General features: G+C 59.0%; 14 protein-coding genes. 4 read left to right on the top strand and 10 right to left on the bottom strand.

What is annotated here, in order from left to right; genetic code table 11:
• Positions 1-82: 82 nt before the first annotated feature.
• The 10 genes from bcsC to ACX3YF_RS06610 form a co-directional block, all read right to left on the bottom strand.
• A complete protein-coding gene (bcsC, locus tag ACX3YF_RS06655; protein ID WP_458973574.1) occupies positions 83-3,634 on the bottom strand; it encodes a cellulose synthase complex outer membrane protein BcsC in 3,552 nt (1,183 codons plus the stop codon).
• 38 nt (positions 3,635-3,672) lie between these two features.
• A complete protein-coding gene (gene bcsZ, locus ACX3YF_RS06650) occupies positions 3,673-4,806 on the bottom strand; it encodes a cellulose synthase complex periplasmic endoglucanase BcsZ (protein WP_288099196.1) in 1,134 nt (377 codons plus the stop codon).
• On the bottom strand, positions 4,796-7,102 hold the full coding sequence (gene bcsB / locus ACX3YF_RS06645; RefSeq protein WP_458973573.1) for a cellulose biosynthesis cyclic di-GMP-binding regulatory protein BcsB: 2,307 nt from the start codon (positions 7,100-7,102) through the stop codon (positions 4,796-4,798). The genes bcsZ and bcsB overlap by 11 nt, the downstream gene beginning before the upstream one ends.
• Positions 7,099-9,693, bottom strand: coding sequence for a UDP-forming cellulose synthase catalytic subunit (gene bcsA, locus ACX3YF_RS06640; RefSeq protein ID WP_448645529.1), 2,595 nt, complete (start codon positions 9,691-9,693; stop codon positions 7,099-7,101). Before bcsA ends, bcsB begins: the two co-directional genes overlap by 4 nt.
• Positions 9,690-10,409: a cellulose biosynthesis protein BcsQ gene (gene bcsQ, locus ACX3YF_RS06635; RefSeq protein ID WP_448645530.1), complete on the bottom strand. Its 720-nt coding sequence runs from the start codon at positions 10,407-10,409 to the stop codon at positions 9,690-9,692. The genes bcsA and bcsQ overlap by 4 nt, the downstream gene beginning before the upstream one ends.
• Positions 10,406-10,660: a cellulose biosynthesis protein BcsR gene (gene bcsR, locus ACX3YF_RS06630; protein ID WP_448645531.1), complete on the bottom strand. Its 255-nt coding sequence runs from the start codon at positions 10,658-10,660 to the stop codon at positions 10,406-10,408. The genes bcsQ and bcsR overlap by 4 nt, the downstream gene beginning before the upstream one ends.
• The gene (gene bcsG / locus ACX3YF_RS06625) at positions 10,630-12,273 is read right to left on the bottom strand and encodes a cellulose biosynthesis protein BcsG (protein WP_458943928.1); all 1,644 of its coding nucleotides are present in this window, start codon (positions 12,271-12,273) and stop codon (positions 10,630-10,632) included. Before bcsG ends, bcsR begins: the two co-directional genes overlap by 31 nt.
• On the bottom strand, positions 12,266-12,460 hold the full coding sequence (gene bcsF, locus ACX3YF_RS06620; RefSeq protein WP_288099208.1) for a cellulose biosynthesis protein BcsF: 195 nt from the start codon (positions 12,458-12,460) through the stop codon (positions 12,266-12,268). Before bcsF ends, bcsG begins: the two co-directional genes overlap by 8 nt.
• Positions 12,457-14,001, bottom strand: a complete 1,545-nt coding sequence (gene bcsE, locus ACX3YF_RS06615; RefSeq protein WP_288099209.1) for a cellulose biosynthesis protein BcsE — start codon at positions 13,999-14,001, stop codon at positions 12,457-12,459. Before bcsE ends, bcsF begins: the two co-directional genes overlap by 4 nt.
• Before the next feature lie 515 nt (positions 14,002-14,516).
• A complete protein-coding gene (locus ACX3YF_RS06610; protein WP_288099211.1) occupies positions 14,517-14,873 on the bottom strand; it encodes a helix-turn-helix domain-containing protein in 357 nt (118 codons plus the stop codon).
• A gap of 206 nt (positions 14,874-15,079) precedes the next feature.
• On the opposite strand from ACX3YF_RS06610, the gene ACX3YF_RS06605 reads away from it, so the two are divergent.
• From ACX3YF_RS06605 to ACX3YF_RS06590, 4 genes are all read left to right on the top strand, one after another.
• Positions 15,080-16,708, top strand: coding sequence for a methyl-accepting chemotaxis protein (locus ACX3YF_RS06605; protein ID WP_448645533.1), 1,629 nt, complete (start codon positions 15,080-15,082; stop codon positions 16,706-16,708).
• 96 nt (positions 16,709-16,804) lie between these two features.
• Positions 16,805-19,354, top strand: a complete 2,550-nt coding sequence (locus ACX3YF_RS06600) for an EAL domain-containing protein (RefSeq protein ID WP_288099215.1) — start codon at positions 16,805-16,807, stop codon at positions 19,352-19,354.
• 73 nt (positions 19,355-19,427) lie between these two features.
• Positions 19,428-20,348 (top strand): LysR family transcriptional regulator, encoded by a 921-nt coding sequence (locus tag ACX3YF_RS06595; RefSeq protein WP_458973572.1) that lies wholly within the window; start codon positions 19,428-19,430, stop codon positions 20,346-20,348.
• Positions 20,349-20,473: 125 nt separating this feature from the next.
• A complete protein-coding gene (locus tag ACX3YF_RS06590; protein WP_458973571.1) occupies positions 20,474-22,009 on the top strand; it encodes an MFS transporter in 1,536 nt (511 codons plus the stop codon).
• The last annotated feature ends 3 nt before the right edge of the window (positions 22,010-22,012 follow it).

The following is a 22,012-nucleotide window of genomic DNA, read 5'->3' as shown; positions in this document are numbered from 1 at the left end:
TCACTCACGGCTCCCGGTGACCTTAACCGTGAACACGTTCGCTTCTAGAGCCCAAGGGTTGCTGCCGTGAGACCTCTCATCATCACCGCATGTCCGCATACGGCGTTATTGGTTCGATCGGCATCGGGAGGTTGCCCTGCCATTCATCGAAGGTGTAACGCAGGTACAGCATCACCCGGCTTGGGGCGTAGCCTTCGCTGTGTTGCAAGGAGATCCCCGAGCCCAAGACCATGTGATCGGTCAGGCGGCGTTCGACCAAACCTTGCACACGGATACTCGCGCCGCTGCTGCTGCTTCCGGCCTTGGTCAGGGTCGTGTCCGGATCGATTTCCAATCCAGCGGCGGCGGCCTGGCTGAACACCTTGCCCGCCGGACCGTCCAGTGGGTACAAATCGCTTCCATCGGTTTTTGAGACGGACCAGCCCACCGAACTTTCCAGCAGAGTCGACCAGTTGGCATTACGCCAGGCATAGCTGAAGGGTATGCCGATGGAGTAATACCGTTGTGGACTGTAATAGCCGCCCTGACCCAGGGTGTACTCGCTCAAGTCTTTGTCATAACCCCAATACATAAGGGTCAAACCAGTGCGCATGCGTTCGTCGGCACGGTCCACCAGTCGGTAATAGTATCCGGTCATGGCCGAAAGCCGCTGATTGTCGACCACGTTCTTGCCGCGCAGCCAATGGCTGCCGAAACTGGCCCAGACACCATCAACACCCCCTTCATCATGGCTCAGGCTCAAGGTCACACCATTGCTGGTCACGCCACCCCAGCGCGTACCGGTCACCGGATCGACGGCTCCGGCGTAGGACACCACCGAGTTGCTCATGGGCCGGCGTGAGGCGGTCAACGTCCAGCCAATGGACCTCCAGTCACTGCTGTACGCGACACCACCCAGCCAGTTGCCCACTTCGAAACCTTGCGGCGAGTGGCCAAGGTCGAGCGCCCATTGATCGTTTTTCCAGCCCGCAGCGAGGCTTGGCCCGCTGGTGCTCAGTGAAGTGTCGGGGCAGCCATTGGGCACCGGCGTACCCGTCGCCTTAACCCGGTACTGCACGGCGCAGGTGCCGAACTGTTCCCGGTGTAAACCATCGGCGTCGGTGTCGAAGGCGCTGGCGTCAAGGTCCACCTGTTCGGCCTGGACGAATCCCTTCCCTTGGGCGAACGGCGAATCGATACGCAAAATGGTTATCTGCGTCGTCAGGTCGGAGATGCCCGGTGCAGTGTTGTCGGTGCGCCAAGCGAAGTCATGGTAAAGATTGACGGTCGGGTTCTGCTGTTTGTAAAGCTCGTCGACATCGCTGCGCAGGCTTCGCGCCAGCCACTCATCGCTGTCCTTGGCGCGACTGGCCTCGGTCATGGCTATGTTGTCGCGGGGGCTGGCTTGGGCAGGTGAAATCAAACCTGCTGCTGCCATGCTGCGGGCGTAATTATCCAGTGCCTGTTGCGGCTGATCCCTGGCCATCAGGCGCGCCGCATCGCGGTAGATCAGCGGATCGGTCTGTGGTGTTTTCAGCAGATTGGCGAACATCGCGGCGGCTTTGTCCTTTTCGCCCACCGCGGACCAGGCGTTGGATAGACGTCGTTGCCAGGGCGCAGGTGCCGACGGCGGCACGACGATTTTTTCCAGGCCGGCACGCGCTTGCTGGATGTGCCCGGTGGCAATCTGCGTTTCGATCAAGCCCAACTGCGCCTCGTCATTTTGCGGCTGGAGCTTGAGCACTTTGCGGTAGTAACGTTCGGCTTCGGCGTAGTCTTCACGCTGTGCCGCCCAGTCGGCGAGGGTGCCAAGATCATCCACGGTTGGGTCACGCAACAATAAAGCAATGGCCTGAGGCTCATGCCCGGCGTTGCGTAGCTGCTCGACCTGAGCCATCAACATCCGACGTTTGATCCGGGTTTCCAGTTCACGCATGTTATCGGTCCAGGCGGCGGCCGGGACTTGCCTGAGGGTGGCCAGCACTTCGCTGTCGCGGCTCTCGTTGGCCAGGTACAGGCCGTGGGCGTAACGAGCCTCAGGATTGCGGCTTTGGAGCGCCAGTAATTCACTGAACGCTTTATCAGCCTCTCGCGGTTGCCCCATGGCAATCTCGGCGGCGGCCAGGCGATAGGTCGTCCAGGGATTGTCAGGCTCCAGCAGGCGGATTTTCTTCAGCAGGGACGCCAACTGAGCCCAGTCCGAATGCTGGCTGGCTTGGTCAGCTTGCAAATTCAGCCGCTCAAGTTCAATGCTCCGACGCAGGCTGGAAAACTCACGCTGGTTGCTGGCGGGCAAGGTGTTGAGGAAGGCTTCGGCCCGCTCGTTTGACTGGCCACGATACAGTCGGACCAGGGCGCGCACTACGCTGCCATTGCCCGGTTCGATCTTGCGCGCCTGTAACAGTAACGCTTCGGCCTCGATTTCATTGGACTCGGCCATAGCGACATTGGCGAGGCCGATCAACGGGTCGGCGGAATCAGCCTTGAGGCTTCGCGATTGTTGATACGCGCTACGCGCCGCCGCATAGTCCTTGCGTTGCAGGGCTTCGTCGCCTTTCTGCAGGATCATCCAGTTGCGCGTGACAGTCTGTAGATCCTGCCATTTGCTGATGTAATCGGTGTCTTGCTCCTTGCTCAGCGCCGTGGAGAAAGCCTCGTGTGCCGCCGAATATTTTCTTTGGCGCATCAACGCGATACCCAGCGCGCCATAAAGGCTTGAGTCTTGCGGATACGCCTTCAAGGCACGGCGCAACAGTCCTTCGGCTGTCGCCGCCTTGGCCGCAGCGTCTGGGGCGTTGTCTTGCTCAAGCAGGCTCTTGGCTTTGACGCCGGCCTGCCAGGCAGGATCGGCCAACAAGCCTTGTTGCTGCGCCAGCTGCTTCTTGGCGTCTTTAGCGAACGATGAGTCCGGGTAATAGTGAATGAATGCCTGCCATGCCTGCGCCGTTTGCGGGCCGACCGGCAATTTGATCAGGTAGTTGTATTCCCGTTCGGCCGCATTGGCACTGGCCTTGGGATCAGCTGCCAATTGATGCAACACGGCCAGGGCATCGTCGTTGCGACCTTCGGCGAACAATAGCCCGACGAGCATCTGTCGTACGGCGCTATTGCCTGGATATTCCCGGTCCAGCGCCTGCACATGACCGATCACGGCCGCACGCTGGCCGCTGATGCGGCTGCGCGCGCTCCAGTATTCAAGCGCCGATGCGAGGTCCGGCGGCTCCTTTGCGAACAACTGCTCAAAGGCCTGGCTGGCTTCTTCGAAGCGCCCGGCAGCCGCCAATAGCCGAGCCTGCTGCAGCTGGCGCAGACCGTCCTGGCTCTGCAGTTTGATCAGTGCCTGAGCCTGGCGCAGTTGCGCGGAGTCCGGGGCCAGCTGGCGCAGGCGAGCCAATCGCTGCTCGATCCAGGCGCTGTTCGGCGTTTGAGACTTGTCAGCCAATGCCTGGCGTATTTCGCCCACCAGAACCTGAAGATTGTCCGGGGCAATCAATTTCAACCGCGCCAAAGAGTCGCGAACCAAGTCTTCGCGCTGCAACGCTTCACCGATACGCATCTGTTGAAGCAGCCATTGCTGTTGCTCTTGTTGAGTAACAGGAGCCGTCGCTGCCAGCGCGGCACCGCCCAGGCAGGGCAGCAGCAGTGTGCAGCGCAAGACTAAAACCTTAAATGCGCTGGTTTGGGGAGCTCTGTTCACTGCGTGCATGTACTCGTCCAGTTCGGTTGAAGTCGCCCATCCTTGTCGAACCGATAGCGCTGTTCGTCCCAGCCCTGGCCAAACATCAGCAGCGACTGGTTGTAATAGGCATCGGCCAACGGCGGCGATTGGCGCAGGCGTTCACGCTGGGCAGACAGTGCCGCCGCCGACGATGCATCGGTGGCCAACAACGGCAAGAGTGCCGCCGAAAACCCGACCGGCCCGGAGCCCTTGTTCTTGCCGGAGCCGGAGTCGACGTGTTCTGGCACATACCCCAGGCGGGCAGTGGCCTCAAGCATGGGTTTGAAGTGATCGAGCAAGTCGGTGCGCCCGGGGGCATCGGTCGCCAACATGCCGAGCCACAGATAGACACGAATCGCGTCGTAGCTGCCCTGTGCGCCTTTCCCATCGACTGAAACAACTTTTCCGGCCTGCCACATCAACCAATCCGGTGCGAAGCCCTTGGGGGCGCCTTCGATCAACAGGCGCCGGGAGTTTTGCGCCACTTCGGCCCAAACCGGTGCGATGAGCGCGAATCGGGACAACAATTGTGGCGGCAGATAGCTGGGGTTCAGGCGCCAGCCCTTGCCGGATTCGAAACCGACGTCCCCTGGCAGCAACATAAGGCCAAGCCCCGGCAGCTTGCGCAGGGTTTGTGCGGCGCTTCGCCACAGCATGTGATTACCCAAAGTCAGGTAATCAGGCCTGCGCCACAGGCGACCGGCTTCCAGCAAGCTGTAGGCAATCCACAGATCAGCGTCGCTGGCGTTGTTGTTGTCGAGCACGCCCCATCGACCGTCCTTGTTGAGTCCCCATTCCCAGGCAGGAAGATGACGGCTGAGATCGCCGTCCGCCAGGTTGTTGCGGGTCCAGGTCAACAGCCGGTCAAAGCTTTCCCCATCGTTGGCCACCAACGCAAAAAACAGCCCGTAGCTCTGCCCTTCAGACGTGGTGATTTGCTGCGCAGAGGACGCGTCTATAACCCGCCCATCAGCGCTGATCATGTGCTGCTTGAAGCTTTCCCAGGCTGGCCAAGCGCATTGGCTCGCACCATGTGCGGGCCATGCCAGGATGGGTAGAACCGCCGCAAGAAGTCGCGACCGGACATTTCTCACCGACTTATTCTTCATAAGCCAGACGACGACGAGCGGCCCATTTCAGGATACGCCAGGTCAGGAATGCGCTGAGCAGTACGCCAGACACCGCGAGAAATGCGATCAGGATCGGGTGCTCGGACAACTTGAACCAGAGCATCAGCCACCAGGGCAGACTGCCGACGTAATAGTGGTCGCCGACCATCTGGCCCTGAACGCCACTGCTGCGGATCAACACCACCGAGCCCGCTACCGCGTCCATCTTGCCGCTGTCATTGAGCGTCTCGCGCAATAACTGGAAGCCCGCGTCTTCATTGGCCAACAGGGCCACAATGCTGCGTTGTTCGTGGGACGGTGATTGCATGCCGACGATTGCAGCAATCGGGCCTTTGGCTGAGACCTCGACGCGACTGGCAACAGGACTGCCTGCGTTAGTGGTTTGCGACGAACCCGGTCCCTGGTGGTTTGCTTTCAGCAGCCAGTCCCGGGAGCGGTCCAGCAAAACATTCATGTCCTGGTTATCGCGCAGGTCTGGAGGGAGAGAACCGAGGATCAGCACGTCTGCATCGCGCTTCGACGCCTCTTCCCAGTTATCGCTCAATGTCAGATTGATCGCGGGCAGGCCCGAGCGTGCCGAAATTCCGGCTATTGCTTCCAGGTACGTGCTCAACTGCACGGCGCTGGACTGCGACGGCACCATCACCACGGTTTCGGAAAGATCCGCCATGCGGCTGAAGGGGAAGCCACTGCGGGCAAACGCTGCCAGATCAGGCATGGCGATGTAATGGTGATAGCCCGACAAATCGATCGTCGACTGATCGTCGATGACCGCTTGAGTGTCCACCGGTAACGAGGTCTGGCAACGATCCCGCTGGGAACTGCTGGTCGTCGTGGCGAAGCTGAAATTGAACCGCAGGTTGTTGCGGTCGCCGATTTTCAGTGCCGGGACCGACAGTTTTTCGTTGATGTTCGCTGACTCGCTGGATAACACGGCAAGGCGCAATTCTTCGAGCCGGTCCTTACTGCTGGCCACTAACGGCAGGCTGGTGATGAACTGATTATTGAGGCTGATGTTCAGACGCGAACCGTCATTGGACGCCGGTGGCGTATAGCGGTATTTCGTTTGCAGCGGAATGCCCTGGTTGCGCCACACAAACAGATCCGGCGGCAGGTTAATGTCCAGGCTGATAGGCAATGGCTGCAGGCCGCTGGCCCGCAATTGTTCGGGGTACTTGATCAGCTCGGCAAAACGAACGGCCCGGTCGGTACGCATCCAGTTCGGAGCGTCATAAGGTTGGCGTGGCTGGATCTGCTGCACCTTGTCGATAACAACCCGATCACCCCGAAACAGATCGCCACCCAGCACCAGCGCTTGCGCGGCCACGGCCAGGTCGGCCTCGTCACGGCCCAGCACCAGCAACACCTTGCCGTAGCGGTCGGTCGGGTTGTCGATCATCTGCACCACCGGCGCCTCGACCGGCGGGAACTGCTTCATGTCACTCAGGAATGCGGGACGGTGAGTGTTGGTGGCAAATACGATGGACGCGGTGACCGGCTTGGCGGGTGTCGCTGCGGGCAGTTGATCGAACGACACCGGGAGTTTTGTGCCGCGCCACGCGGCCTGGCTGCCGAAGTACGAGGCAAGAATGCCTGCCGCACGTTGCTCCCCAAGCGTCGGCGAAGCCGCGAACACCATATTCAGAACAGGCTTGTCATAGTCGCGAGCATCGAAAAATGGCATCGGAAAATAGGCCAGATCGTTCTGCACGATCAACGCCTGCTCTTTCAGGGAAACCAGGCTGGCCCGGCTGATGTTGACCCACAGCGCGCTGTTGGAAGGCTCTTCGCAAATGTCGGTGTAATGGCCGACAAACTCCAGCCTCACCCGGTTGAAGTCGCTGATCAGGCGCGGATCGAGATCGACTTGGCGGACGGTCTTTTTCCCCAATTGCTCCTTGTCGATGGTGATGACGCTCATCAACTCGTCATTGAGGTAAACCCGCAGATGCGACAGCGTTGGCAGCAGTCCCGGTGAGGGTGTGTATTCAAGCTGCAGCTTCGCATCGCTGGCGATGCGGTCGCGACGCATGGTGAATTCAAACTGATCGGTGTTATGCGTGCCCAGCAACAGACTGTCGGTCAATCGCCCCAGTTCTTCGAAGTTACGCGAAACGTCCCAGCCAGGCACGTTGCTCACTGCAGCCGAATCTGACGCTGGCGTCGTAACCGGTGGCTGCACCTTGGCGGTTTGCTCCTTGATGGGCTGCGCCTGGGCACAACTCATTGCCAGCGACAGCAGGCTTACCAGCGTGAAATTGAAATAGCGACTCATGGGGCGCATACCGATCGAGATGTAGAAGAAAAGGGGGCGGCTTTGGCGAAGCGCGGTACATAGCTGATCAGCCAAGCGAGCAGACGCATGACCGGGCGGGCCAGGGACCGTGTCCAGGCAGGCAAATATTGATACAGGCGGTAGTAGCCACTGGCACCCAGACGCAGGACGTCGATGAAACTATGCAGCGGCCGGTCTGGTTCGAAGTTTTCGTTCCAGTTCAACCAGGCATCGGCACGGGAAAACGTGCATTGCACGTAATCGATTTTCTGTTCCGATGACAGCTCGTTCAGGGCGATGGCAATGAAGTTCTTGTGGCTGCGGCTGATGATGCCGGAGAACAGAAACTCGCGTTCGCCGCGCTGCATCATCAGGAAAACCCGCTCACCGATTGGCAGGGAAAGCTCAACGTCCAGCTCGACGCCGGTACCACTTTCGGAGTAATCCACCAGCATGCAGGGATAGAATCGCCCGTTTTGCAGACGCACCGCCGCCGGCAATTTGGCCTGCACACGATGGGACTTGCGCACCTGGTGAACCTCCGCGGCAACGGCCACCGCAGCGCCCACGATCAGCAAGTTGTAAATGACCCACAGACTGCTGACCAGCGTGGTCCCGATTTCAGTGCCCGGCCCGTAAATCAGGCGCCATACCGCAAAACCCAGGCCAACGATATTCAGCAGCGCCAACACCAGATACGGCTTGGCGATCCCCCAGTCGAACTGGTCCTCAGCCATCAAGCCGCCTTTGGCGGTCACGTTGAACTTGCCTTTCTTGGGGTTGAACAGGGCAACGGTGGTCGGCCGAGCGATGTACCAGGCGAGCACGGTTTCATAGACCTCTCCCCAGAACGTCAAACGGTATTCTCCCTGCATGCGTGAGTTGGTCAGGCTCGCATGAACCATGTGCGGGATCACATACAGAATGATCATCAAGGCCGGCGCATAGATGATGTAGGCGTGCAACAGCAGGAACGCCAAAGGCGCGGTCAGGAACACCAGGCGCGGCAGGCCTGCGAGGAAGTGGAGCATGGCGTTGGCGTAGCAAATGCGTTGAAAGAACGTCAGGCCTTTGCCCAGCAGCGGGTTGTCCGTGCGGAAAATCTGCGCCATGCCCCGAGCCCAGCGAATCCGCTGACCGATATGTGCGGACAGGCTTTCAGTGGCCAGCCCCGCCGCCTGGGGAATGCGCACATAAGCCGAGTTCCAGCCCTTTCGGTGCAGGCGCAGTGCGGTATGGGCATCTTCGGTAACGGTTTCCACGGCAAAGCCACCGATGTCATCAAGCGCCGAACGTCGGAGCACGGCACAGGAGCCACAGAAAAATGCGGCGTTCCACATGTCGTTGCCGTCCTGCACCAGGCCGTAAAACAGCTCGCCTTCATTGGGCTGGTGCCGAAAGGTATCGAGGTTGCGCTCGAAAGGGTCTGGCGACAGGAAGTGATGCGGCGTCTGCACCAACGCCAGCTTGGGGTCGCGCAGGAACCAGCCCACCGTGAGTTGCAGGAATGAACGCACTGGCACGTGATCGCAGTCGAAAATGGCCACCAGCTCTGCATCGAGCTGCTTCAAGGCTTGATTGAGGTTGCCCGCCTTGGCATGCCTGTTGTCGCTGCGAGTGATGTAATTCACCCCGGCCTGTTCAGCGAACAAGCGGAATTCATCGCGGTTGCCGTCGTCGAGTATCGAAATACGCAGCTTTTCGCGGGGCCAGTCGATACCGAGGGCGGCATACACGGTGCCGCGTACGATGGACAGGTCTTCGTTGTACGTCGCGATCAACAGATCGACCGTAGGCCATAGCTCTGTATCACGAGGCAGTTGTGCCGGTGGGCGGTTCAACGGCCAGCAGGTCTGTATGTAACCGAACACCAGTACCAGCCAGGAGTACGTTTCGGCAATCAGCAACAACACTCCGCAGGCCAGATCCAGCGGACTGTCCCAGTTCAGGGTCGCGGTGTAGCGCCACCACAGGTAACGGCAAGAGACGATGAGCGACAGCATGATCAGCAGCAGCGTCGGAAACCGGCCCGGCACGCGACGGATCACCATGGCGACCACCCACAGCAAAATCACGAAAACCGATTGCGATAAGTAGTTGAAGGGCTCGGTGATGCACACCACCAGGAGGATCAACGCGACAGCGGCGCAGCTGTAATTCAGCCAATATTGCTGGCGAGGACGAAGGTTGCGCCACCACTGGGCACCATCCTGTACGGCTTTGCTCTCGCTGGCGTGCTCCGGCAGGCCACTGAGAAAAACACCGATACGGCTCCAGAAGCGGTGGTTGGACTCGCCAGCGCGATGCATCCATTGCGGTGCAGTGCGCCGCCGGGCTTGCGGCCAGGGACGGAACACCAGTAACCACAGGCTTTGCAGGGCAATGCGCAAAGGGTCACCGGCGCTTGGGACTTTGCTGGCCAGGTGCGGATACCAGCGCTGGCGCTGCTCGATCAGACGCTGCCAGGCCGGCGACTCCAGGCGCAGGAACAGCCAGGCCAGCGCGGTGCATGACGCCAGCAGCAACGCCGTCAACGAGTGGCAGTCGTAGCGCCGACGCAGGTACAGGTAAGGAAACCAATGCGTGATCATGTCACCTCTCGGCGTCTTGCCAGGCACCAGGTCGCCAGACTCAGCGCATCTTGCGCCGCAAGGCTTTCCGGTGCGTATCGCCCCACTGGCTGCTTGAACGCGAGCGCTTCACGCATGGCTTCATCTGCATGCACGGTCAGGGGCAAGAGACGAGCGGCATAGTATTTACGCCAGATGAGTAACAGATCGCGTTGCAGCTGGCTGCCCGGATCAAAGCGGTTCACCAGGACGGGATTGCTGCCCGCCTGCTGCAACAGCAGCACATGGCAAGCGGCATCGGCCTCGGCTATCTGGATCGGGAGCAGGCAGGGGCCGATGGTGCCGTGCCCTGGCAAGCGTTGCGGTATGTCGAATAGCAGCCAGTCAAAGTGGGCCGCCAGACTCGCCTGGCGCCGGGCCCAGATCTGCGGGTCATGGATCAGTTGCTGCTCAATGCTCATGGACTCATCGGCACTCAGGCGACCATAAGGCAAAAGCTGCAGAGTCGGCGTCAGGCTCCAGGCCTGCTTGTGCCATTGCTGACCGTCGAGCATCGCCCGCGCCCAACCCGACTCCCCGCCATCCAGCAGATTGAAATGCAGTCGCAGCAGGTTTTCCGGGCACATGTCGATCATCAGTACCCGCTCACCGAGGCTTTCCAGGGCATAACCGAGTGCGGCTACCAACGAAGTGGTACCGACACCTCCACGTACTCCGCAGATACTCAGCGCTGTCACTTAAGCGCTCCGACCTTGCCCGGTTGTACGGGCTCGGCAACCGGAGATGGCGACTGCTTGCCAGTGATCGCGAAATCAGCCAGCAACGGCCAGCGCTTGAGCGCGCGGTTTAATTCCAGCAATGCCGAGACATCGACGTATTCCAGGCTCGGCAAGTGCAGCTCGGCTTTAAGCCGGGCAATATCATCGGCTCGCTCGTAGCGCGAGAGCGTCTGGTTCTTTACTTGAGATTTTGCGGGTAAGGAAGCCAAGCTCCTTTCTCCTTGATCCGAACGTAAGGCTTGCCCGCGTAATCGAGGACAACGGTACCCGCGTTTTCCGAGACCACCGGGGTTTGCGGCAGATCGGCCAGCAATGCCTGCCAGTCCGGGCCCAGGCCATCGCCTTGGGGCGGCGCGGCGTACAGGCGCGAGATAATTTCCGACAGCGCCAGATAACTGCTCGGTGCGGTGACGAGAATCGGCTCCGATCGCGTGTTCTTGCCCATGCCGACCAACTTGATGCCGACCGGCACGTGGGTAATCGACGAACTCGGGATTTCCCGCATGCCGGATATCTGCATGCGGTCACCGTGCAAGGCCGCACCATGCTCAGGCACGATCACCACCGCCACCCGGCGTCCGCTCTTCTCCAGGTCTTTAAGGAAAGTGCTCAGGTCATCGATCAATGCCTGGGCGCGGGGCTTGTACTCGGCGCTCTTCGTGCCGCCATCGAGGGTCAGGCTGCGGTTGCCGTCATGCAGCGTCGTGGTGTTATAGAAGAGCGCCACCCTGGAATCACTTTGCCCCTCTCGGTGCTGCCACCATTTGTTCAGAACGTCACGATCACGCCAGATTGACGAACCATCGAAACCCACCAGGGCACGCTGCAGGCTGGAGACACTGACTTCCGGCGCAGGTAATGAGCCTTGGGCACGCACTTCGTCGATAAAACCTTCGAACTGGCCAGTGTGGTTGAGCATGACTTCGCTGTTGAAGCCCAACTTGCGCAGGTCATCCATCAACAGGCATTGCTCGGGTGCCACGTCATAAAGCTTGCTGTGCGGCTGCTGGCCGCAACTGGCGCGCAGCAGCCGAATGGCGGCCGGCCCGCTGTAGGAAGTGGCCGAGTTGAAGTTCTCGAACACAATGTCCATCTGCTGCAGCAAGCTGTTATCACGCAAACCCACAGCGTCCAGATCATCCCAGGCCATTGAACATATATTGATCAGCAGCAGATCGAATGGCTGAGCAGCCGACTGTGATGGCTGGAATACAACCTGCCGACCGGCCTCGGTGTTGTAGAAGTTTTGCAAATAAGTGTCGAGTGTCGCGTTGTCCGGCTCGGCGCTGACAATCGGTGCGCCACCGGTACTCGGCGCTTGCGTAGTGCTTTGCTGTACCGGCGCATGCATTGCCATCAACCCTGCTCCGCCCAGCCAGGCGAAACCGGCCAGGGTCAAGGTGGTCAGGCGCAGCCACTGACGCACGAAGAAATATGCCACCACCAGCAGCAGCAATGCGCCGCACAGGTTCGGGTCAATGAAACGGCCGGCCAGGTCGAGCAGATAATCGCCGCTGAAATTCAGCACGCCCGGCTGGTCCAGTAACCTGCTGAAGGGTGGCAGCCAGGTGTCCTGATAGAACAACGCTACAGCGGGTGGTATGGCAATCAACGTGCGCAGCAGCGCCAGGTATCGATTGCGCAGCGGCACCAGCAATACAGCGGCGAAGACCAGGTTCGGCAGGATTTGCAGGTTCAGGTAGCCGCCCCAGAACATCGCCAGCTTAATCAGAAAATACAGGTTCCACAGCCCCAGGCCCGGCCAGGTCCAGTCGCTTTGTACGGCTGTCTTGTCCACTTCGAATCGCTCGGGACTATTCATGTGCGTCACTCTCAACGGGCGACACGGACTTGCGCCGACGCACCCCGCGCGGCTGCAGATAACGCGGTGACAAATACTGCTGAAGCAGGCGATTGAAGCGCTGCAAAAGACTGCGCAGCGCCAGCATAAACGCGACGGTCATCAGGCAGCTTGCCGCGATAACCTGGAGCAGTTGGGCGTAATTCATGGGCACGGCTCCGACAACGGCAGCGTAATGCGTTGCGGCGCGTAACCGCTCTGGGTGATGGCGTGAGTCAAATCAGCGGTTACCTGTCCGGTGGCCAGGCGTGATGCTTCAGGCATCTCGGGGGCATCGACAAAGTCCTGACGCGGCAACGCGTCCACACCGGACAGGACCTTGCACTCGCTGAAAATGTCCCGCCATGGCAGGCGGCAGATATTGCCCAGTGCCGGCTCCAGTCCGTCGCCACGGCAAGCGAACAGAAACAGATAAAACATTCCGTCGAGGGCGCAGGCGACATCGCCGAAGCGGCGCAAGGTGATCTGACTCAAGTACTGATCGATGTTCAGGTCGCCTCTGGGGCGCAACCTCAGCAATTGATGAGCAAGCTCGCCCGAAGTGCCACCGTAGACCTCATCCAGCAGGTCGATAAACTCACGTGGTGGCAACAATCCGCGTCGCGCCGGAGGACGCAGTCGTGCAAACAGTGACTGGATATCGGCTGTCTGGCGATAACGCCAGATCTGTCCCTGGGCGCTTTCCACCATGCTGAGGAAGTTCGCCAGTGTGGTTTTGGCGGGCACGATCAGGTTGGCCCCGCAAGTCAGCAATAGACGCTCGTCGCGGTAGCGCAGGCAAGACTCCATTTCCCGCACGATGATCTTCAGCGCGGCACCACATTGCTCGCGTAATCCGTGTAATTGCCGAGCCAGCGGTTCCACATCCTGGTTGCTTTCCAGCGTCACGATCACGCAGGCGGCGCGCGCGCGGGCAGCCTGTTGCAGGAGATCGGCACGATGTTCAAAAAGGCGCCATTGCTCAGACAACGGTGCCGATCCCTCAAGGGCTGATCGCTGGGTCAGGTAGATACGCTGGTCGTCGGTACGGATTTGCGAGGGGCTGGATAGCTGCGAATCGCTCAAGGAAAAACCGCTGTCGGTCACTTCCAGGTCAAAAGTTTGCGCGGCGCAAACACCCAAGTCACTGTGCCAAAAGTTCAGTTGGTAGTGAATTGCACCATCTTGGCGATACAGTTGCGCCAAACCGGAAAGTTGTTCATTAAGACGAGACAAGCACTCATGCAATAAGGGCGCTTGACCGCTGCAAAGCACTAAAAGTGTGCAGTCGATACTTAACAACCATTGTCGGGTATTTTCACACCAGTGCTGTAACTGTTGAGTGCCGAGATTGTCCAGAAAGTCCGAATTGACCATCAACAGCAGATAACTACCGCGTGCGATCTTGATTCGTTTCAAGTCCGAGGTCAGGGTCGTGAAGGCTTTGCGAGCAGAGGCATCGTGAGGCATGGAAAACATGCGCAGCGCAGACGGGCCGCTGTCTGCAGCCAAGGTCTCGACAATTGTCAGGGGGTCGGTGCCGCTGCATATCAGCGTGGCGATATGTTCTTCTGACAAGGCTGATAGAAACTGCTGAGCAAGAATTTCCGCATCGCTCGCACGGTCCAGGGCGATCCAATACAAGCCGCCCTTGCGAAGCAACATTTGCTCATCCTGTAGATGCCGGATGGCTAACGTGACATGACCCACAGCCTTCTACTCCAATCATCCGAACTGCACGAGAAACACTCAACTCGAATGGTTAAGTATCGGCAAAATTTGACGGCTGCTAATTAAGAGACAAAGAGTATCCAGGCATCGCTGTCGGTGGCGATGCTCGTCTCAATAAGATCATGAAAAAACTTTCATCAATCAACTAAGCCAGAGAAATCTACCACCGTGCCATGCACATATAGCCGTTTTCAAGCGGGCGAATGATGTGATATGAAACTGGCGGTGTCAATATTTCGTAACAGAGTGCTTGAGCTTTGAACGGCAGGTGAAGTCATGTCATTTTATTGGCGCCTTTAAACGGTTGGTGAAAATGGGTGGCGGGCGGCAAGCGACATCCATGAGCCAATTGCCGTGGGCGGTGTTGATTCTGATCGGGTCACGGGTGGAGAGTCTGGTGTTTGATTCGCTTGAGTTTGTGACAGAGAAGCGTGGGGGGATGCGGCGGTGAAGTCACAACCTCGGGCGAGGTTCTGTCATCAGTCGGGGGGCAATCACAGCTGTTGAACGGACCCTTTGGCTTTCAAAACTTTGACGATTTCAGCCACGAAATTGACGACCATCACTCGCTCACCGACCGGCAAGCTTGCAATCAGCTCATTGATGTTTTGGGACTGGCTATGGGCGTCCGTGGCATTTGTGCGCACCAGATCGCTGAGCGAACAATCAAGCACCTCGGACATTTGTTGCAGTCGTTGCAGGGTCAGTGAGATCACGCCATTTTCCATCCGGCTGACGGTCTCCTTTTCCACGCCTATGGCTTCGGCGATTTGGGCTTGAGTCAGACCCTTCGCCTTGCGGCGCGCGGCGATAGCGGCACCCACTTGGTCTGCGACTTTACGTTCCTTCATGTTCTTAACCTCTTGCGTCAACACCCTCGTCGTTGTGCGACATTTTCCGGCCTTACTACGTTCAAGCGAATGATGTTATAAGACGAAGGTATTGATGGATTACGTCATTGTTTGTTTGATTCAGGTCAAAATCGGCCGATAGCATGGGAGTAATCTAATCGTCGGCTTTGGCCGGTTACTGCTGATGCAACTAGGAACTGTCCAAGATGCTGACTCATTTGAAGATCCGAACAGGAATGTTCTGGGTGCTTGCGCTTTTTGTGTGTGCATTACTGATTTCGTCGTTGACGAGCTGGCGCAGTGCATCCAGTAGCGATGAACAGATCCAGGCCTTGAATGAGGTGGGGGTGACCCAGAACAGTCGGGTTCACCTGGCTTATCTGCGCCTGTTGCGCACACGGGTCGGGATGGCGGGAGCTTTCCTCGAAGCGCGCATGGGCGATACGGTCAAAGCTCAAGCTAGCCTGCAACGGTCCACGATCCTGTTCAAGGAGGCCATTGATTTCTTCGACGCGTTTGCGGCGCAAGAAAAAAGCAGCGGTTCGACCCTTCAGAGCGATGAGTTGCAGCAGGCTTTCGCAGCCTATCGCAGCACGCTGGAGGAGCAGATGCAGGCGCTGAAGGAAGGGACTGAGGCGCGTTACGTTGATGTCAATCTCAAGGCGAGAGCGGCCAACGACCGGTTTGACCAGGCTCTGCAAGGCTTCGAACAACAGCTCGATACTCAGATCGCTTCAATCATGGTTCAGGCACATTCACGCTACAACCTGGCCCAGGTTCAAGCGTTGATCCTGTTGATGATTGCCGCCTTGCTGGTGGCCGGTTGCTGGTGGTTTATCGCCAGCCGCTTGTTGCGTCCACTGCGCGAAGCCGGGGAGCATTTCGATGAAATCGCCTCCGGGGATCTGCGTCGTTCGATCATTGTGCAATCGAGCAACGAAATCGGTCAGTTGTTCTCGGGCTTGCAGAAAATGCAGGTCAGCCAGCGCCAGACCATTGAGCAGATCAGTCAATACGCCCATCAATTGGCCAGCTCCGCCGAGCAGTTGAGGCAGGTGACGGTGGAAAGTAATCACGGCCTGCATCAACAACACAATGAGCTTGAGCAAGCGGCCACCGCCGTGACTGAAATGACTGCTGCGGTGGAGGAGGTTGCGAGAAACGCGGTGTCCACGTCAGAGGCTTCCAACGCCACCAACGAGTTGGCGGGCCAGAGTCGGCGCCAAGTGCAGGCGACCGTCGAAGAAGTGGACGCCATGAGTCGGGAGATCAGCACCAGTTCCGCGCTGGTCCAGGATCTGGCCACTCAGACTCGTGATATCGGCAAGGTGCTGGAGGTCATTCGCAGTATTTCCGACCAGACCAATCTGCTGGCGCTCAACGCGGCCATTGAAGCTGCGCGCGCCGGTGAAGCGGGGCGTGGATTTGCCGTGGTGGCAGACGAGGTTCGAACGCTGGCTTATCGCACCCAGGAGTCGACCCGGGAAATCGAGCAGATGATTGCCGGAATCCAGGCCGGCACGCACCAGGCTGTTGATGCCATGGGCGCCAGCACGTTGAGAGCCAGTAGCACGTTGCAGGCGACGGAAGCGGCGGGCAAGGCACTGGAAGAGATTTTTGTTGCTGTCCACCAAATCACCGAACGCAATCTGGTCATTGCCAGCGCTACTGAAGAGCAGGCCAAAGTCGCCCATGAAGTGGATCGCAATCTGTTGAATATTCGTGAGTTGTCTACACGTGCGGCTGACGGTGCGCATCAGACGAGTTCAGCCAGTGGCGAATTGTCCCGTCTGGCCGCCGAGCTGAGCGCGATGGTCCGTCACTTCAAGACCTGATGCCTTGGGGGAATGGGAAGGCAGGCCGCGTCGAGCATTTTTTGTACAGCGAATTTAGCCTGGAATGTTAAATCGTAGTTAGCGGATCACTGCCATATGTCGGATGTTCAGGATTTTTCGCAGGTCTTTACCCAGGCACTAGAACAAAGTATCGATAGCGTTGTGGTTATCGACAGCCAGAATCGGGTCATTGTGTTCAACGATGCCGCTGAAAGCCTATGGGGCTATACCCGCGATCAAGTCATGGGCAAGAACGTCAACTTCCTGGTGCCACAACTGATCCAGGCTAGCCACGATAGTTACATCGAAGCCAATCGTCGCAGCGGTATCAACAAAATTGTCGGCACCAGCCGAGACGTGCTGATTGAGCGCCAGGACGGCGACTACCGCTGGGGGGCCATGTCCATCTCCAGAGTCAGCGCTGCAGGGCAACAGTTTTATGCCGCGATCATCAGGGACATTACCCATCATCATAAGGAGCACGAGCGCCTGCAACTGTTGTCGCTCGTCGTCGACACCTCGGAAAATGCCATCATCGTCACCGATGCCCAATGGCGCATTGTGTATGCCAACGGTGGGTTTTCCCGCATGTTCGGGCACGCCACCGATGAGGTCTACGGACAACCACTCGACAGCGTGATTGCGCCGGACTTCGATCAGCAAGTCAAAGTCGCCATGTGCGAACAGGTGATGGCGGGGGAGATTTACCATTCGCAGGCGGTCGCCTACCCCCATGAAGGCCGCCGGGTGTGGTGCAATGTCACGATTTACCCGGTCTGTGATGCGCAGGGTAATTTGATCAATACCGTCAGCGTAATGATTGACGTGACCCACTCTCGGATGCCGGAGATTCTGCGCAATAAAATGCTCGAAGCCATGGTGCGGGAGGAATCCATAGAGTCCTTGATGACCCTTGTTTGTGACGAGGTCCAAAGGATCGCGCCGGAGGTGATTGCCTCGATCTTGAGCGTGGATGACGACGGATTGCTGCGCACCCTGGCGTCTCCTGATTTGCCAGAAAGCTACTGTGCGGCGCTGGATGCAGTGGCTATCGGGTCTGGTGTGGGTTCCTGCGGCGCGGCAGCGTTCAGCGGCAAAGCGGTCATGGTCCGCGATATTGCCTCTCATCCATTCTGGGTCGGTTTCCGCGACCTCGCGTTGCCTCTCGGGCTCAGGGCTTGCTGGTCGACGCCTATAAAGTCGAGTTCAGGCAGGGTTTTGGGTACTTTTGCCTTCTACTATCGTGAGCCCCGCGAGCCGTCACTGCTGCATGAGCATTTGGTCAATGCCAGTATTTACCTGTGTGCACTGGCGCTTGAGCGTGAGCAGTCCCGCGCTCACATCCAACAGCTGGCGTTTTATGACGACTTGACCGGTTTGCCGAATCGCAATCAGCTTCATGTCCGTGCCAATCAGGCCATTGCCGATGCCTCCCGCAACGGCACGCCGCTCACGGTCCTCTTTATCGATCTGGATCGCTTCAAGCAGGTCAATGATTCATTGGGGCATCCTGCGGGTGACGAGTTTCTTCGAGTGATCGCCCGGCGCCTGACCAAGTATCGTCGCAAAGTCGACATCGTCAGCAGGTTGTCGGGTGATGAGTTTGTCGTCGTGTTGCCTCAGTGCGCATTGGGCCAGGCACAGGTGGTGATCGAGTACTTGAGAGAAGAACTGAGCGCACCCTGTCAGATTTCGGGCGTGACGCTTAAACCGTCGGCCAGTATCGGTGTCAGCCTTTTTCCCGACGATGGCCGCTCCATGGAGACCCTGCTGCATCGCGCCGACATGGCCATGTATCAGGCGAAGACAAGTGGGCGGGGTTGTGTCAGCTTCTTCAGTCACGGCCTGGACCAGTTGGCCCGCGGGCGATTGAGGCTTGAAACGGCGTTGCGCGAAGCCATTGATCAGCAACTGTTGCATCTGGTTTACCAGCCTCAGATCAATCTGCAAGACAACGAACTTTATGGCGTAGAAGCGCTGGCGCGTTGGAAGCATCCGCAGCTAGGCGACATCTCGCCCGGGTGCTTTATACCGTTGGCCGAAGAGTGTGGGCTGATTGCTGAGTTCGGGCAGTGGGCACTGCGTGAAGCCTGCGGTCAATTGGCTGCCTGGCGGCGCGAAGGGCTGAGCGTTCCAGCCATTTCGGTCAATCTGTCGCCGACCAATTTCCATAATCGCCAATTGCCCGACATTCTGACCCGAATCCTTTCCGAACAGCGGCTGACCGTTGACGACCTGACGCTGGAAATAACCGAAAACGTCTTAATGGACAGCAATCCAGACACCTTGACCACGATCAACGAGGTCCATGCCCTGGGAATACGCTTGGCCATGGATGATTTCGGTACAGGTTATTCGAGCCTCAGTTACCTGCGTCGCATACCGCTCCAGGAGCTCAAGCTCGACCGTAGCTTCGTGCACGATCTGGAGAATGACACCACCAGCCAGGCGCTGAGCGAAGCGGTGATTCGCATTGGCGAGAGCCTCAAGCTGAGCGTGGTGGCCGAAGGTATCGAAACCCTGGCCCAACAGCGCATTCTGAAGGAGCAAGGTTATGAGGTCGCCCAGGGTTATCTGATTTCCAGGCCACTCTCGGCTCGTGGACTGGGGCTGTGGCTGGAAGATCGTTCGTACTGTGAGTCTTGATGAACGGCGTTGTCCGGTAGAGAACTGCTAGCATTGTGTTTGAGTCAGTTCTGACCAGACATGAGTGCTTGCCATGCAACTACCGGACATGAACCTGCTGGTCGCCCTCGACGCCCTGCTCGACGAAGGCAGTGTGGTCGGCGCGGCGCGGCGGATGAACCTCAGTCCCGCGGCCATGAGCCGCACATTGACCCGCGTGCGTGAAGCCATGGGCGACCCGATCCTGGTGCGCGCCGGTCGTGGTCTGGTGCCGACACCCAAGGCGCTGGAATTGCGCGGGCAGGTGCGTGACGTGGTGGATCAGGCGGCGTTGCTGTTTCGCTCGGCCGATGGGGTGGAGCTGGGCTCGTTGCGGCGGCGTTTCAACATTCGCGCCAACGACTTCTTCGTTGGCGTTTACGGTGGCCGGTTATTCGACACCCTGGATCGTCAGGCGCCCCACTGCGAATTGCGTTTCGTCCCCGAGGGCGATGGCGACGATGAAGCGCTGCGTGAAGGACGCATCGATCTGAACGTCAGCAATACCCGGCCGCTGACCCCGGAAGTGAAGGTGCAGAACCTGTTCTCCACTCACTTTGTCGGCTTGGTGCGTGAGGATCATCCGTTGTTCGACGCGGAAATCACCCCCGAGCGTTACGCCGGGTTCTCTCACATCAGCATGTCCCGTCGGGGGATTGCCCGTGGACCTATCGACGCTGCGCTCAATGCCCTGGGGCTGGAACGGCGGGTGGCCGTGATTGCGCCGAGTTTTCATGCGGCGATGTTTGCGTTGCCGGATTCGGATCTCATTTTGCCCGTGCCCAAGGAAGCCTTGTTAAGCGTGCGGCGCCTGGGCTTGAAGTTGCGCTCGTTCACCTTGCCGATCCCGCTACCGACCTTGATGCTGACCCAGGCCTGGCATCCGCGATTCGACAAGGACCCGGCTCACCGCTGGCTGCGTGAAACCCTGAAAACCTGTTGCGAAGAGACGTGGCAGGCCGCAAACCAGGCCTGAGAGAAGCCCGCTCCGCCCAGACGCATTGCTGCATAAAACGCACTTATAAGCTGCCAATAAGTCAATTTTCGTCAGGTCACACGCTCCATAGAATGCTCCGCAGGTTAATTCCGGAGCTCGCAGTAATGACATCCCTCACGGCCACGGCACCTCTCGCTGCGACCCGACCAGCAACTGCCACGCCGCCAGTTTTCGGCCTGCGAATCATCATCGGGCTGGTGGGCGTGTTGCTGGCGGTGCTGGTGTCGGGCCTGAACGAGATGGTGACCAAGGTGGCCCTGGCGGACATTCGCGGTGCCTTGGCCATAGGCTACGACGAGGGCACCTGGCTGGTCGCCAGTTATGCCGCGACCTCGGTGGCCGCCGCAGCCTTCGCGCCGTGGTGCGCGGTCACGTACTCGCTGCGCCGCTTCACCCTCTGCGCCATTGGCGCGTTTACTCTGCTGGGCGTGCTGTGCCCACTGGCGCCGAATTACGAAAGCCTGCTGATCCTGCGCACCTTGCAAGGCCTGGCTGGCGGTGCATTGCCGCCGATGTTGATGACCGTCGCGCTGCGATTTTTGCCCCCCAACGTCAAGCTGTATGGCCTGGCCGGTTATGCACTGACGGCGACCTTCGGCCCGGGACTGGGCACACCGCTGGCCGGGCTCTGGACCGAGTATGTCGGCTGGCAATGGACCTTCTGGCAGGTCGTCGTGCCCTGCCTGATTGCCATGGCCGCCGTGGCCTACGGCATTCCCCAGGACCCGCTGCGGCTGGAGCGTTTCAAGCAGTTCAACTGGCGTGGTTTGCTGCTGGGGTTTCCGGCGATCTGCATGCTGGTGATCGGTATCCTGCAGGGCAATCGCCTGGACTGGTTCGAGTCGAACCTGATCAGCGGACTGCTCGTGGGTGGGGCGCTGCTGTTGGTGGCGTTTCTGATCAACGAATGGTCGCAGCCGATTCCGTTTTTCAAGATGCAGATGCTCGGCATCCGCAACCTCTCATTCGCCCTGATGACCCTGGCCGGGGTGCTGGTCGTGCTGCTGGCGGTGATCATTATTCCCTCCAGCTACCTGGCTCAAGTCCAGGGTTATCGCCCGGTGCAGACGGCGCCGGTCACCTTGCTTGCGGCATTGCCGCAGTTGATCGCGCTGCCGTTGGTGGCGGCGCTGTGCAACCTGCGCCGGGTCGATTGTCGCTGGGTGTTGGGGATCGGCCTGAGCATGCTGATGCTGTCCTGCCTCGGGGGCTCACAGCTGACGTCGGCGTGGATTCGCGACGATTTCTATGCGCTGCAATTGCTGCAAATCTTCGGTCAGCCGATGGCGGTGCTGCCGCTGCTGATGCTGGCGACCGGCAGTATCAATCCGATGGATGGACCGTTCGCGTCGTCCTGGTTCAACACCGTGAAAGGGCTGTCGGCGGTGATCGCCACCGGCGTGCTGGAAACCCTGACCACCACGCGTCTGCACTTTCACTCGACGATGCTGGTGGATCGCCTGGGCAATTCACCCCTGGTCGACGCTGACAGCGCAGGCCTTGCGCACCGATTGCACGAGCAGGCCGTGGTGTTGACCGCCGCGGATCTGTACCTGTGCATGGCCGGTATCGCCGTGGCGCTGATCCTGCTGATTTTCTGGTTACCGACTCGGGTCTTTCCGCCACGGGCGGCGACTTGAACG

The sequence above is a fragment of the Pseudomonas fluorescens group sp. PF-69 genome (assembly GCF_054481235.1).
Note: the sequence above shows the minus strand (reverse complement) of the source record. Positions and strands in the feature narration are given on the sequence as shown.